We start from the raw sequence: 15,465 nt of genomic DNA, 5'->3' as shown, positions 1-15,465 counted from the left end.
AACTTAGAATAGGAAAAATGAAAAAGTTATCAATAATCATCGCTTTAGTAGTGGCAGGTTTGTATCAAGCAACTGCACAACAGGTGCCTTTATATAGCCACTACTATTACAATCAATTCCTTTATAATCCTGCTCTTGCTGGTTCTAAGGGTTATGGACAATTTTACTTGCTACAACGTAACCAATGGTTTAGTATTCCTAATTCTCCGGTTACTCAGGCCTTTACGATTGATGGACCTTTAAGCAATAAAAATGTAGGTATCGGCTTAGGTCTTTACCACGATCAGGCCGGACAATTCAATATAATTGGTGGTCAGGCTGCATATCGATATTCTATTGATTTAGGTAGTGATAATAAATTGGGTTTTGGTTTCGCACTTGGTGCAGTAAACAACCGAATTGATTATACAAACATTAATCCTCAGGATTGGACCGACCCTGATTTGGCTAATCAATTTCAGGGTACTACAGGATATGACGCAAACATTGGTGTTAACTTAACCGCAGGTGATTTTAACATTGGTGTTTCTGTTCCACAAATTGTGGGTAATCAGTTGGCGTATTCGTCTTTGATTAACTCGGTTAATGGCAAAAACGTTCGATATGGTTTGGCTCGTCACTTTATTACAAATCTAGCTTATAACTGGAAGTTTAATAGTGATTGGTCGTTGCAACCTTCGGCGTTGATAAGAGTTGTTCCTAATGCTCGTTTGCAGTATGACATTAATGCTATGTTGAACTATAATGATAAATACTGGGGCGGTGCTATGTATAGAAGTGGATATTCAGCTACCCTTGCTGCTGGTGCTCGTTTGGCACAACAGTTTGTAGCAGGTTATGCCTATGATATAGCTATTCACAATGTTCGTAAATACACGGTTGGTGCTCATGAATTTATGATTGGTTACCAATGGGGTAGAGAGAATAATGATCTTCCAGAAAAGGTTAAGAAAACTCAAGACGAATTGGAAAAAACCAAGCATAAGGTTGATTCACTTGAGGATGAACTTAAAAAACACGATAAACGTATTAAAGACAACAAAGATGGTTTGGATGATGATCAAGATGAGATTGACGAAATCAAAGCCAAAATCAAAACCTTTGATGACTTTATGAAAGAATATAAAGATGGTGCAAAAAGACCTGATGGTTCTACTTCAGGTACCGGACAAGTTTATACTTTCAATAACGTTTATTTTGATACAGATAAATGGGACATCAAAACAGAAGCGAGAGGTGAATTGGACAATTTGGCTACTATTCTTAAAGAAAACCCAAATTTGAAAATTGAAGTAGCGGGTTATGCAGACCAAAGAGGTAGTGTTTCTCACAATCAATGGTTATCTAACAAGCGTTCGAATGCGGTACGTGAGTACTTAATTCGAAATGGAGTTAGCCCTGATCAATTGGTTACTGTGGGTAATGGAGTTACTGTATCTGCCCCAGGTTTGGATCAAAACAGAAGAGTTGAGTTCAAAATTTTGAGCAGATAATTTTAAGTTTATAATATAAAGGGAGCCAATTGGCTCCCTTTTTTGTTATTAAAGGGTTATGATTAAAAAAATACTTAGCTCAATCACTTCACTATTGTTGGCAATGGGCTGTGGTTCATCTGGAAGAGAACTAAATGTAGCAGAAAAGCAAATGAATAATTACACATCAATATACGACTTTAAACTTTTGGCCTTAAACGGAAAGGATACAATAAATTTAGGGGATTTTAAGGGCAAATACATGCTTTTTGTGAATGTCGCCAGCAAGTGTGGCTACACGCCTCAATACGAAGGATTACAGGCCTTGTATGAGGCTCGTAAAGATTCTTTGATTATCGTGGGTTTGCCATGCAATCAATTTGGGCTTCAGGAACCTGGAAACAGTGCCGAAATAGATTCTTTTTGTCGTTTAAACTACGGTGTAACTTTTCCTCTTACTGAAAAGGTTGACGTGAAAGGTGAAAACCAGCATCCATTGTATAAATGGTTGACAAATAAAGATTTTAACGGTCTAGATAACTTTGAGGTGGACTGGAACTTTAATAAATTTCTTGTTGCTCCTGATGGAAGGTTGTTGGCACGATTTTCATCAAAGGTTCAACCAGAGAGTGAGGAAATAGCGAACTATCTGAAATAGTTTTGTTTTGGATGAATTTAGTCCGAAACCCCTACTTGTTATGCAACCATAGACATCACTATAGGACAGCTAAAACCAATTTCTTGTCATCATGTATAGAACTTGCATTATCGGCGATAAACGTGGTCAGACTCCTGATATAACGGTGAATGATTTGTGGAACAACGGATAACTAAAGGCTCTTTATGCATTAAAAGTTTCTAATGTGCTTCTAACCAGTTTTGACCTTGGCCTATTTCAACCACTGTAGGAACACTTAATGGCATGGCATGTTCCATCAGTGGTTTGATGAGGGTTTTAATCTTGTCTAATTCGCTTAAATGAACATCAAAAAGCAATTCGTCATGCACCTGCAAAATCATTTTTGATTTGAAGTTTTGACCAGTCAATACACGGTCGATGTTTATCATTGCCAACTTTATCATGTCTGCTGCCGAGCCTTGAATTGGGGCATTGATGGCGTTTCGTTCGGCAAAGCCAACCACAGTTCTGTTTTGAGAGTTTATGTCTCTAATCTTTCGTTTTCTGCCTATAATGGTTTGCACGTAACCGTGGTCTCTACAAAAGTTGATGGTATCATCCATATACTTTTTAATTCCGGCAAACTGGTCGAAATACGCATCGATTAGTGCACTTGCCTCACTGCGTTTAATTTTTAGGTTTTGAGAAAGACCGGAAGCACCCTGACCATAAATCAAACCGAAGTTTACACTTTTTGCTTTATAACGCTGGTCTTTTGTCACCTCGTCTGGTTTTACACCAAAAACGCGTGCCGCCGTGGCCGTGTGAATGTCTAATCCATTTTTAAAAGCTTCCATCATACCCGGATCTTGGCTCATGGAGGCAACAATTCGCAATTCTATTTGCGAATAATCTGCGGCTAACAAAATATGTTCGTCATCTTTTGGAATAAATGCTTTTCTTATTTCACGCCCTTTTTCTGTTCTGATTGGGATGTTTTGTAGGTTCGGGTTGTTACTGCTGAGTCGTCCGGTGGCGGCCACAGCTTGGGCAAAGCTGGTATGCACTCTGCCGGTTTTGGGGTTTACCAATTTCGGAATAGCATCTACATACGTACTTTTTAATTTTTGATTGTGTCGATATTCTAAAATAAGTTTTGGTAAAGCATGCAAGTCAGCTAGTTTTTGCAGTGTATCTTCATCGGTTTTGTACTGACCAGTTTTTGTTTTTTTGGCATTGTTATCTAATTTTAAATGATCAAACAGCACTTCGCCCAACTGACGCGGGGAGGCAATGTTAAACTTTAATCCTGCCTGTTGGTATATCTCTTTTTCTATGCCTACGGTTTCTTTTTCAAGTTCCACCGAATAGTTAGCCAAAAAGTCGGTATCGACTCTTACTCCTTCAGTTTCCATACGGCCCAGCACCGGAATAAGAGGAGCTTCTACTCGGTCGTAAACCTTTCGTAAATCTTCGTTTTGCAGCATAGGGTCAAAAGTTGCTTTCAATTGAAGTGTAATGTCTGCATCTTCCACCGCATATTCTTTGGCTTTTTCTATCGAAACAGTATCAAAACTCAATTGATTTTTACCTTTTTTACCAATCAGTTCGGTTATCGAAATGGGTTTGTATCCCAAGTATTGTTCCGAGAGCACATCCATACTGTGCCGTTGGTCTGGCTCCAACAGATAATGAGCCAACATGGTGTCAAAAATCTGACCTTTTATTTCAATGCCATAATTCCACAAGATTCGTATGTCGTATTTGGCATTTTGCAGCACTTTTTCAATGGTTGGGTTGGAGAAAAATGGAGTAAATTCTTCCAAAATCAACCGACATTCCTCCTGATTTTCTGGAAAAGGAACATAGTATCCGCTACCTTTTTCAAACGAAAAAGAACAACCGAGGATGCGAGCTAATAACGGGTCGAGGTCAGAGGTTTCGGTATCTAAACAAACGGTGGTTTGTTGCAGCAATTTGCTCAACAATTCTTTTCTCTTCTCACTTGTGTCAGTTAAATGGTAGCTGTGTGTGGTTTCTTCGATCGTTTTTATTCCTGCCATTTGCGTCACCACTTTGGCGGCAGTTGTGGTGGTGTTGGTGGTGGGCAAATCGCCAAACAACGACTGTTGTCCGCCATTGGCTATAAATTCAGGGCTTTCGCCTAAAACACGTTTAAACAGTGTTTTAAACTCCAGCTTTTCAAATACTGATTTTATTTTCTCTTTGTTTGGGTCTTCCAATATCAAACTAGTAGGGTCAAAATCCACCGGAGCATCTAACAAAATGGTGGCCAGTCGTTTGCTCATAAAGGCCTGCTCTTTATTTTCTTCAATACGCTCTTTCAGTTTTCCTTTTAGTTCGTGGGTGTTTTCATAAATATTTTCCATGCTACCGTATTGTTTTAGTAGCGTACTTGCCGTTTTTGGCCCCACGCCGGGTACACCCGGAATATTATCAACGGCATCGCCCATCAAGCCCAAATAGTCAATTATTTGGTTGGTGTTGTCCAAATCAAATTTTTCGCACACCTCTTTCGGACCCATTATTTCAACTTCTCCGCCGCTTCTTCCCGGTTTATAAATCAACGATTTTTCTGTTACCAACTGGCCAAAATCTTTATCCGGAGTCATCATATAGGTGATGTAGCCTTCGGCTTCGGCCTTTTTTGCCAAGGTACCAATCACGTCGTCGGCCTCATAGCCTTCGGCCTCCAAAATCGGAATGTTAAACGCTTCGATAATCTGCCGAATGTATGGTTCGGACAGCTTTATGTCTTCTGGTGTTTCATCTCGGTTGGCTTTGTAAAAATCGAACTCCTGTTTACGAACGTTCTCTGACTTGTGGTCAAAAACCACGGCTATGTGCGTTGGTTTTTGGTTTTGAAGCACATCCAGCAGCGTATTGGTGAAACCAAAAATTGCCGATGAGTTTAATCCATACGAAGTAATTCTTGGGTTTTTTATAAACGCATAATACGCTCGAAAAATCAAGGCATAGGCATCAAGCAGAAATAATTTTTTGTCTGACATAAGAGGCGAAATTTACACAATCGGTTTAAAACACAGGGCAAAATGGGGATATTAAAATTATTTCAACGGGTTTGGAGGAAGGAACTATAAACCTAAATTTTTTTTGACTGACTTTTATGAATGTAGGTTATAAATCGGCGAAATATTTTTATTGACATAAAACGTCAATCATGATAGATTAGTTGACCTTGGAGTTTGTGATCTAAGGGGTGAATTTTCAAAAGGACAAAGTTAATCGTTCCAGTAAAATGTTAAATTTGACACTTCTGTCCAAAACATTTTGTCTAAATGAGCAACATAACATTTGGTGACTATATCAGAAAACGAAGAGAAGAAATAGAACTTCCATTGCGGAAGATTGCTGCTTATATCGACATTGACACATCAACCCTGAGCAAAGTTGAACGTGGTGAAAGACCTGCATCACCAGACTATTTAAAACCACTTTCTGAAATCTTGGAACTGGACTTGAAAGAGGTGCAAACAACTTACATAGCAGACAAAATCACAAAGGACTTTGGTGGGTTAGAACATTTAAGTGAAGGACTAAAAGAAGCGGAAAAGCAGATAAAACGCAAAAAAGATAATGTCATCTAAATTTTTTACAAATAACAGTGAACGAAGCATGTTCGATAAATTCAAAGGAATTATTGAACACATGAAAGACTTGTATGCCTTTCATGCGGTAGTTGGTTACTTCCGTTCTTCGGGCTACTTCGCTTTACAACCATACTTAAAAGACTTAAAAGAAATCAAAATATTAGTCGGCATTAATGTTGATCAAATGTTTGCCGAATCTCAACGCAAAGGACTTTTGTATTTCGGTGACGAAGAAAAAACGAAAGAAGAATTTTTGAAATGGTTTATACAAGACATCAAAGAAGCCAAATATTCCGAAGAAGTTGAAAAAGGTGTTTTGCAATTCGTAAACGACTTGATTGACGGACGAATTGAAGTAAGAGCACACAACTCAAAAGCGATTCATGCCAAGTTCTATTTGTTTTTGCCTAAACATCACAGCGAACATTCTGATGGTTGGGTTATCATGGGTTCATCTAACCTGACAGAAGCAGGTCTTGGAATTAAGAAATCACCAAACTATGAATTGAATATAGCTTTGAAGGACTATGATGATGTTCAGTTTACCAAAAAGGAGTTTGTTGAATTATGGGAACATTCCACACCAATTCTGCCAGCGGACATTCAGCAGTTCAAACAGAAAACACACATTGGGCAGACATTTACGCCTTATGAACTTTACATCAAATTCTTAATTGAATATTTCGGCAAAAACATAGACTACGATCCTGACACGGTTGGAGATTTACCGAAAACTTATAAAAAACTCTCGTATCAGATTGATGCAGTAAACCAAGGCTTTCAAATGCTGATGGAGCACAATGGCTTTTTCCTTTCTGACGTGGTTGGTTTAGGAAAAACTGTTATTGCAGCCATGATTACCAAACGGTTTTTAATTGCCAATGGTTCTTTGAACACTAAAATATTGGTGGTTTTTCCGCCAGCATTGGAAAAGAACTGGAAAAATACATTCAGACTTTTTGGTATTGACAGACACACCAAATTCATCACCAACGGAAGATTGGACAAAATTGTAAAAGGCGATGATTTGAACTATTGGGCAAAGGAGGATTACGATTTGATTTTAGTGGACGAAGCACACCGATATAGAAATCATACTTCTCAGGCATTTGGATTGCTGCAACGAATTTGCAAAGCTTCAAGAAATGGAGAAGGGTTGGTTCCTGGCAAAAAGAAAAAAGTGATTCTGATTTCTGCTACACCGCTCAACAACAGACCACAAGATTTATATTACCAGTTGCTTTTATTTCAAGATGCAAGACGAAGCACTTTATCCGTAACCAACTTGCAAAGTTTCTTTGGGCCTATCATCCGTGAATTCAGAGAAATCATGCAACAGGACGAACCGAACATTGAACGTATCAGAGAACTGTATTCACTTATTCGTGAAAAAATCATTTCACAAATAACGGTTCGCAGAACAAGACGAGATTTAAAGAGCTATCCGAAGTATATTGAAGATTTAAAATCACAAGGGATAGAGTTCCCAGATATTGCAGCACCAAAACCAAAACTTTACACGTTTGATGCCAAGTTGAGTAAGCTCTTTTATCATACAATTTTCTATTTAACTGATGATGATAAAATCCAGTATTACCGCTATCAGGCAATCAAATATTTGAGACCTGAATTAAGAGAGGACTATTACGAACAAGCAATTTTAGTATCCCAATCCTTGGCTGGTATCATGAAAACTTTAATGGTGAAAAGATTAGAAAGCAGTTTCACTGCTTTTAAAGCATCATTAAAGAATCTGACTACTGCCACGGGCAGAATGATTGAAATGTTTGATAAGGGCAAAGTGTTGATTGCTCCCGACTTGCGTGTAAACGACCTAATGGAAAAAGGCTTTAGCATTGAAGATTTGGAAGTGATGATTCTTGAAATGAGTGCTGAAAATCCTAGAAACAATGTTTTTAGGCCTGATGATTTTGATAGTGGATTTATTGACGGCTTGCGAAAAGACCATTTGCTTTTACAAGAATTAGTAAAGGAATGGAGCAAAGTAGAGCAAGACCCAAAACTGGATGCTTTCTTAACTACCCTGAAAGACGAATTGCTGAATCAGCAAATTAACCCAACAGGAAAATTGGTTGTGTTTACGGAAAGCACCGATACGGCAAATTATTTGACAGAAAAAGTCGAAGCTTTTCTAAACATCAAAGTTCTAAATGTTTCAAGCGACAACCGAAGCAAGATATTTGAAACCATTCAAGAAAACTTTGATGCTAATTATATTGGAGAGAAAAAGAACGATTACAACATCATCATTACAACCGATGTATTGGCAGAAGGTGTAAACCTGCACCGTTCCAATGTAATTGTAAACTATGACACGCCCTGGAATGCAACTCGACTCATGCAACGTATTGGTCGTGTAAATCGAATAGGAAGTGTGGCGGGAGTGATTTATAATTACAATTTCTACCCTTCTCAACAGGGCGATGAGGAAATAAAACTTTACAAAAATGCTCTGTTAAAACTGCAGGGTTTTCACACGGCTTTTGGAGAGGATGCACAAATATACACCCACGAAGAAATGTTGGAGCAGTTTGAATTGTTCGATGAAGGATTGCCTGATGATGAAGACAAACGACTGCATTACTTACGTTACATCCGTGAGTTTAAAGACAACAACCCGAAAGAGTTTAAACGCATCAAAGCCTTTCCGTTAAAGGCAAGAACCGCCAGAAATAACAAGTATGCACAAAAGGCAGATATACACGGTTCAACAGTGGTGTTTTTGAAATCACTTTACAAAATGGAGTTTTATCAAATCCACGATAAAACCAAAGTAAATCCATTGACCTTTTTAGAAGCTGCACAAATTTTTGAAGCACAAACTACTGAACCATCTTTTGCATTGCCTAAAAATCATTACGAACATGTTCAGGCTGCTTTGAAATCATTTGACGAAGACTTTTTAGGTGGAACAACTGAAAAGGTTACAACCACGGACAAAGCCGATGCAAATACAAAACAGGCTTTAAAGTTCCTACGTGACTTCAGAGCCATAACCCACCTGGCAATTGTAAAAGAAACCTGTCAAACCTTGCAACCGATTGTTGAAAGCGGAACTTATACGCCTTTGGCAAATGAGTTGAAAAAGCTAAGTCAAAAGTTTTTCAGCAAACGAGAAATTACAACTTCACAAGTGGACAATTTGCTAATTGCTTTGGCAAAGAAATACGATGCTTTTACAAGTGAAGAAGAAGAAACAAAACTGGAAGAAATTGACACCAATATAGCACCTGAAATTGTGCTATCAGAAACGTTTATTGATTAAATATGAGCAAACTAAAAAATACGAATACCGAATTCAAACAAGTTGTTTTATTGATTGAAGAAGCCAGAAACAAGGCTTTTCATAAAGTAAATCAGGAATTGGTATTGCTGTACTTTAAGGTGGGCAACCTAGTTTCAGAAAAAGTTTCAGCGGGTGCATGGGGCGAAAACACGGTGGAAGAACTGGCTTCATTTATTCAGGATAATTGTCCCGGACTTAAAGGCTTTAACCGTAGAGGTCTTTATAGAATGAAGCAGTTTTATGAAACCTATTCGTCTTCCGAATTTGTGTCAACGCTGGCGACACATTTACAAAAGCCTGAAAATGATGTGAAAAAAATTATGTCTCCAGCGGTGACACAATTGCAATTAGTTGAAATTGAAGTGTTTAAATTTGTGTCACCGCTGGTGACACAAATTAGCTGGACACACCATTTACTTATACTTTCTAAGACTAAAACTACCGAAGAAAAGATTTTTTATTTCATCCAATGTATAACTCAAAAGTTATCGAAAAGAGAATTGGAACGACAACTGAATACAGCAACATTCGAACGCACTATGCTCTCCAACAAGGTGGTCTCATCACTTACTTCACAAATCCCTGAAGGACTTTTCAAAGACCCCTACATATTTGAATTTCTCGACTTGCCCGATGGCCATTCAGAAAGCGATTTGGAGAAGGCTTTAATTCTTAACTTGCAAAAATTCATTCTGGAAATAGGCAAAGGATTCACCTACATGGGAAATCAGTATCGCTTGCAGGTGGGCAATAAAGACTATTTTACCGATTTGCTGTTTTACCATCGAGATTTGCAATGTTTGGTATTATTTGAATTGAAAATTCAGGAATTTGAACCCGAGTTTTTGGGTAAACTCAATTTCTATTTGGAGGCATTAGACCGTGATGTAAAACGACCTTTTGAAAACCCAAGTATTGGCATTTTACTGTGCAAGGGTAAAGATACAGAAGTAGTAGAATATGCCATGGCACGCAATACTTCGCCTGCTATTATTGCCGATTACGAAACCAAACTGATTCCGAAAACGGTGTTGGCAAACAAACTTCACCAACTGGTGGAGCAACTTACTAAAGACGAGATTGAATAATGGATAAGAAGACATTACAAAGCATATTATCTAAGCCCTTTGTGCTTGCTGACTGGCAAAATTTGTTGACAGAGGTTTTAGGCGTAAAAAACTTTTGGCAAAAACCAGAAAAGATTGAGTTTAAAAACGAAGAATTTTTTAAAAAAGCAGAATCGGCGTATGAGTTGGGTAGCTTTAATACAGCAGATGACAGAATCATTGGTTTGTATTTGGTAAAAGTGAAACCCGAAGTTTGGCTCGAAAGAAACAAAGTTGGATTAAGAGAATTGCTTCGTTCCGTTTACGATTACGATGTGGATGGAGCTATAATCGTTTTTGAGCAAGCGGATAAGTGGAGATTAAGTTTTGTAAGTGAAATCAGAACTTTTGATGAAGAAGGCAACATTACCAAGAAAATAACAGAGCCCAAACGATACACCTATTTACTGGGTAAAGGCGAAAAAATAAAAACACCAGTTGACAGACTTTTCAGTATTGCAGGAAAGAAACTATATCTGGAAGAAATCCGAAATGCCTTTAGTGTTGAAGCCCTCAATACAGAATTCTATAAAATTGTTGCACGACACTTTTATCAGTTGGTTGGGGCAACCGAAGGCAAAGGAGCCAAAGCGATTACTTACAATAGAGTATTGAATTTACCTATTGGCAACCCCTCCGATAATGCTTCCAGAAAAGTTTACCAAGAATTTGCAGTAAGGCTCATTGGTAGAACGGTATTTTGTTGGTTTCTGAAAGTGAAGAAATCGGATGAAGGTATTTCGCTTGTACCAGAGCATCTTTTGAGCAGTGAAGCGGTAAAGAAAAACTCGAATTATTACAATTCCATTTTAGAAAAACTGTTTTTTCAAACCTTGAATACGCCAATGCCCGAAAGGAGGAAAGATTTACCTGATGGCTGCGAACAGATTCCTTTCTTAAATGGTGGTTTGTTTGAGCCGCAAACAGAAGACTATTACAAACCCAACAAAACAACTGGCTTTTCAGACCATATCAATACGCTTAAAATACCTGACGAATGGTTCAATGAGTTTTTTGAAAATCTCGAACAATACAATTTTACTATTGATGAAAACAGTGTAGTTGACATTGAAGTGAGTGTTGACCCTGAAATGTTGGGTAGAATCTTTGAAAATCTATTGGCTGAAATTGACCCTGACAGTGGCGAAACTGCACGTAAAGCAACTGGTAGTTTTTATACACCAAGGGAAATTGTGGACTACATGGCAACAGAAAGTTTGGTACTTTACCTGCATAACCAAACTCAAATTGACAAAGAGCTATTAAAACCCATTTTCAAAATTGATAGCGAGGTTTCTTTTTCAAAGCCCGATTCAGAAAAAATACTGGAGGCACTTGACCGATTAAAGATTCTTGACCCTGCTTGTGGTTCTGGAGCTTTCCCAATGGGTGTGCTTCAAAAAATAGTGATGGCTTTACAGAAGCTAGACCGAAATGCAGAATGGTGGAAAGCAAGGCAAATAAACCGTATTGAAAATGCTTTGCTTAGAAAGCAAGTAAAAGAAAAACTGGAACTGACAACTGTTGAGTATGCCCGAAAAATCGGTGTAATACAAAACACGCTTTATGGTGTGGACATTCAGCCCATTGCAGCCGAAATATCAAAACTGCGTTGCTTTCTGACTTTGGTTGTAGATGAAAATATCGATGAATCAAAGCCTAACAGAGGAGTTGAACCTTTGCCAAACCTTGAATTCAAGTTTGTAACAGCGGATGCTCTTCTAAAATTACCTGATGAAAAAGATTTTGGTGGTCTGTTCAATTCATTTGATGATTTAGAGCAGCTAAAGCAAATTCGTTTAGACTACTTGCAAAGCTACGGGGAGCATAAAAATGAATTAAAGGCTGAATTTAAACGAATTCAAAACAAAATTTCTAAGCAACAAATAAAATCAGGAGTTGCAGATGTTAATAGTCGAGCTTTTTTGATTAGTTCATGGAATCCATTTAGCAATGAGAAAGTGGATTGGTTTGACCCTTCATGGATGTATGGTGTAGATAATTTTGATATTGTTATTGGCAATCCACCTTATGTAGAACACAAGAAGTTAAAGCATATTGCAAGTAAATTAAAGCCGATGTATAACGTTTATACTGGTAGTTCTGATTTGAGCGTTTACTTTTTTGAAAGGGCATTTGCGTTGCTTTGCGACAACGGCTCCTTGAATTTTATAAGCACCAATAAATTTTTCAATACAGGATATGGAAAGGCTCTACGAAGCTATTTAATTGATAAGAGTATTGCTTCAATCACAAACTTTGAACAGGTTGAGGTTTTTAAAGGAATATTGGTTTCAAGCGTGATTTATCTCTCTGAAAACAAAAAAGCATCAAGTGATAGTACTTTTGAGTATCATGAATTCAAAAATGAAACAGGTTGGAAAACAAACTTTGAGGAGAAGCTAAAATTAAGAAAACGGAAATATTATCAAAACGTTCTATCAGAAGCTGAATGGGTGTTTCTTCAAGGTAACGAATCTGAAATAAAAGAAAAAATTGAAAAAGCTGGTGTGCCTTTGAAGGATATTTCAGGTGTAGAAATTAAGCGTGGGGTAACAACTGGATTTGACCCTGCGTTTATTATCGATAAAGAAACCAAAGATTATTTGGATGCAGATATTATTGAGCCCTTAATCTTAGGGAGAGACATTAAAAAATACAAATTAGATAGCAAAGAAAGATTTCTCATCAATAGCCATAATGGTCAAAAAGGATACGCAAATAGAATAAATCTTATATCAGAATATCCAAAAGTATATGAGTATCTAAAAAAAATTGATGACGAAAATGAACAAAAAGTATCAAAAAGAACCGATATTGGTGACCATTGGACAAATCTTAGAGCTTGTGCATTTTTAAATTTATTTGAATTAAATAAGATTGTATGGCCCCTTACCGCAGACCAATGGGGTTTTGCATTAGACACCGAGAGGCATTTTTTAACCAGTGGTGCTTTTTTTCTTGTTTCAGAAAAATATTCACTTAAAACTCTACTAGCAATACTAAACAGTAAAGTCTTGGAATATTATTTCCGTTTTATTGGGGTAATGACGGCTGGTGGAGCATTTACTTTAAAAAAAGCCACAATTGAACTTTTGCCAATTGCCGTAAATAAATATACAAAAACCTTTGAGGCACTAGTTGACTATATTCTTTTAGCCTATTCCACCAAGAAGTCAATAAATGAACATGTTCCAAATAGCCACCTTATTCAATTGTTTGAAGAAGTTATTGATGCATTGGTTTATGAACTTTATTTTGATGAAGATTTCAAGAAGGCAGGCATTGATTTTATGAAATATGCTCAAAGAGATTTTAAAAGCATAGAAGGCAAAGACGAAAAGGAAGCTATAGCGATAATTGAAAAAGCCTATCAGACCTTGCGGGAAAAAGACAATGAAATCCGCAACAACCTAAAGTTAATGGACATCAAGCTGGCTGATTTAATCATGCCTATTAAAACAGCCAAGTGATGAATAAGATTAAACAGATAAAACTGAAGCACTTCAAGTTCTTCTACGGTGAAGTTACCATTGACCTTGAAAGACAAAATGCTTTAATTTTCGGAGAAAACGGAAGTGGTAAAAGCAGCTTGTATTGGGCATTATACACTTTTTTGCAAAGCGTATTTAAGGACACCCCACAAAAGGTACAGAAGTATTTTCAGTACAATCATGATGAAAACTTAAGAAATCGCTTTGCTCCCGATACAGACGATAGCTACATAAAAATTGTTTTTGAAGACGACCACAAATCAACCACTGATAAGCAAATATCCAATTCAACTGTAAACACCAAAACTGGCACATTAATACGCCAAGCTGTCCAAGGCAGTGAACTCATCAATTATAAATTGCTTTCTAAAATCCATGATTTTAAAAATCCGCAACAAATTGACTTGTTCCCCATTATGGACAAAGAGATTCTTCCCTTCATAAATTTCAGAGAAAATCTTGTCAGACATGATGGAGTAGTGGGTACTGCTAATGCACAAGAATGGTGGGATTATATCAAACCCGGCATGCAACCGAGAGGAAAAATGCATGAACCACCATATAAAACTTTTGCAGCAGCAGTTACGAAATTTAATTCAGAACTTCAGTTCTATTTCGATTCTATTGTAGAATCCGTAAACGAATATTTGGAGAAATTTAAGCAACCTTTTAATGTGAGTTTTGAAGTAGAAAACTGCACTTATGATGCCTTTGTTGAAGGAAGCACAACACAGAGGAATCACAAAACCATTGCTCCCAATGTTTTTATTCATGCTCATTTCAACCACGCTCATATTCCTGCACACAAACAGAAAATCACACGACCGCATACTTTTTTGAATGAAGCGAAACTAACGGCCATTGCGTTATCTATGCGTTTAGCCATGCTAGGACAAAAACTAAGCGGTGTTGTAGCTGTCGATACGCCAAAATTTCTAATCTTAGACGATATACTAATAAGCCTCGATATGAGTAATCGGGAAATTGTACTTGATATTATTCTTCAAGAGTTTACCGATTATCAGTTAATCATTCTTACACATGACCGTTATTTCTTTGAGTTGTTGAGACATAGAATTAAGAAATTCAATCAGACCAACTGGAAGTACATTGAAATGTACGAATGTGAAAAAGACGGTATTCCGCAACCTCTCATCCAAACTTCTGAAACTTATCTTGATAAAGCTGAGAAATACTTTCAACTAAAAGAATATGAGATTGCGGGTAATTTCCTCAGAAAAGAAGCAGAAGCTTTTTGCAAAGAATTTTTACCGAAAAAGTGGCAGTACACAGTTGAGTACAATTTACATGATTTAAACGGTATGATTAAGCAACTAATACTTTTTGCAGAAGGTGCTGGAATTGACAAAGAACTTTTTGAGGACTTAGACAGCCATAGAAAGTTTGTACTGAATCCAACAAGCCATGACAGCTATGATGTACCCAAGTTCAATAGTGAAGTAGGCAACTGCTTAAACACATTAAAAGCATTAAGACAAATTCAAAATGAACCATTTCTAAAACGTGGAGAACAAGTGGAGTTTGAATTATCAGACGGAACGGACACTTACAAGTTTGAAATCAAGTTAGAAGACGACTTTAGACTTTTGAAAGAGCTCGGTAAGGACTCTGTTATCTCAAAAGGTATGGTTAATTATTGGGTTTATAAAAACGGAGCAAAGACTACGGCTTCCATTCAACACAAACAGGACACATTAACCAAAATGTATAAAGGATGCTATGACAGTTCGGACAAAACTAAAAATGCTGACTTTTGGGAGGAGATAATGATAACAACTACAGGACAACCCTTAAAGTCCGAACGTAAATTTTAA

Annotated in this window: 8 protein-coding genes; 7 read left to right on the top strand and 1 reads right to left on the bottom strand. The window is 37.3% G+C overall.

What is annotated here, in order from left to right; genetic code table 11:
- The first annotated feature begins 17 nt into the window (after nt 1-17).
- Nucleotides 18-1,493: a PorP/SprF family type IX secretion system membrane protein gene (locus tag H6607_07055; GenBank protein MCB9262116.1), complete on the top strand. Its 1,476-nt coding sequence runs from the start codon at nt 18-20 to the stop codon at nt 1,491-1,493.
- A 151-nt stretch (nt 1,494-1,644) separates the two neighbouring features.
- Nucleotides 1,645-2,130 (top strand): glutathione peroxidase, encoded by a 486-nt coding sequence (locus tag H6607_07050; GenBank protein ID MCB9262115.1) that lies wholly within the window; start codon nt 1,645-1,647, stop codon nt 2,128-2,130.
- 200 nt (nt 2,131-2,330) lie between these two features.
- On the opposite strand, the gene polA is transcribed toward H6607_07050, so the two are convergent.
- The gene (polA, locus tag H6607_07045; protein ID MCB9262114.1) at nt 2,331-5,123 is read right to left on the bottom strand and encodes a DNA polymerase I; all 2,793 of its coding nucleotides are present in this window, start codon (nt 5,121-5,123) and stop codon (nt 2,331-2,333) included.
- 288 nt (nt 5,124-5,411) lie between these two features.
- Between polA and H6607_07040 the strand changes: the two genes are divergently transcribed.
- Genes H6607_07040 through H6607_07020 form a run of 5 tightly spaced genes read left to right on the top strand, consistent with a single transcriptional unit; the run spans nt 5,412 to nt 15,465 of the window.
- Entirely contained in the window at nt 5,412-5,720 is a 309-nt protein-coding gene (locus H6607_07040; protein ID MCB9262113.1) for a helix-turn-helix transcriptional regulator, read from the top strand.
- The gene (locus H6607_07035) at nt 5,710-9,009 is read left to right on the top strand and encodes a DEAD/DEAH box helicase family protein (GenBank protein MCB9262112.1); all 3,300 of its coding nucleotides are present in this window, start codon (nt 5,710-5,712) and stop codon (nt 9,007-9,009) included. The genes H6607_07040 and H6607_07035 overlap by 11 nt, the downstream gene beginning before the upstream one ends.
- A gap of 2 nt (nt 9,010-9,011) precedes the next feature.
- Entirely contained in the window at nt 9,012-10,118 is a 1,107-nt protein-coding gene (locus tag H6607_07030) for a DUF1016 domain-containing protein (GenBank protein ID MCB9262111.1), read from the top strand.
- Nucleotides 10,118-13,609: an Eco57I restriction-modification methylase domain-containing protein gene (locus H6607_07025; protein MCB9262110.1), complete on the top strand. Its 3,492-nt coding sequence runs from the start codon at nt 10,118-10,120 to the stop codon at nt 13,607-13,609. The genes H6607_07030 and H6607_07025 overlap by 1 nt, the downstream gene beginning before the upstream one ends.
- Complete coding sequence (locus H6607_07020) at nt 13,609-15,465, top strand: AAA family ATPase (protein ID MCB9262109.1); 1,857 nt, start codon at nt 13,609-13,611, stop codon at nt 15,463-15,465. Before H6607_07025 ends, H6607_07020 begins: the two co-directional genes overlap by 1 nt.

The sequence above is a fragment of the Flavobacteriales bacterium genome (genome assembly GCA_020635395.1).
Lineage (GTDB): Bacteria > Bacteroidota > Bacteroidia > NS11-12g > UBA9320 > UBA987.
The sequence above is the reverse complement of the archived record's forward strand: the minus strand, read 5'-3'. Positions and strand labels throughout refer to the sequence as shown.

Bases quoted from the DNA above. Each gene is read 5' to 3' on its own strand.
- H6607_07055 (MCB9262116.1), top strand. From the start codon at position 18: ATGAAAAAGTTATCAATAATCATCGCTTTAGTAGTGGCAGGTTTGTAT.
- H6607_07050 (MCB9262115.1), top strand. From the start codon at position 1,645: ATGAATAATTACACATCAATATACGACTTTAAACTTTTGGCCTTAAAC.
- polA (MCB9262114.1), bottom strand. From the start codon at position 5,123: ATGTCAGACAAAAAATTATTTCTGCTTGATGCCTATGCCTTGATTTTT.
- H6607_07040 (MCB9262113.1), top strand. From the start codon at position 5,412: ATGAGCAACATAACATTTGGTGACTATATCAGAAAACGAAGAGAAGAA.
- H6607_07035 (MCB9262112.1), top strand. From the start codon at position 5,710: ATGTCATCTAAATTTTTTACAAATAACAGTGAACGAAGCATGTTCGAT.
- H6607_07030 (MCB9262111.1), top strand. From the start codon at position 9,012: ATGAGCAAACTAAAAAATACGAATACCGAATTCAAACAAGTTGTTTTA.
- H6607_07025 (MCB9262110.1), top strand. From the start codon at position 10,118: ATGGATAAGAAGACATTACAAAGCATATTATCTAAGCCCTTTGTGCTT.
- H6607_07020 (MCB9262109.1), top strand. From the start codon at position 13,609: ATGAATAAGATTAAACAGATAAAACTGAAGCACTTCAAGTTCTTCTAC.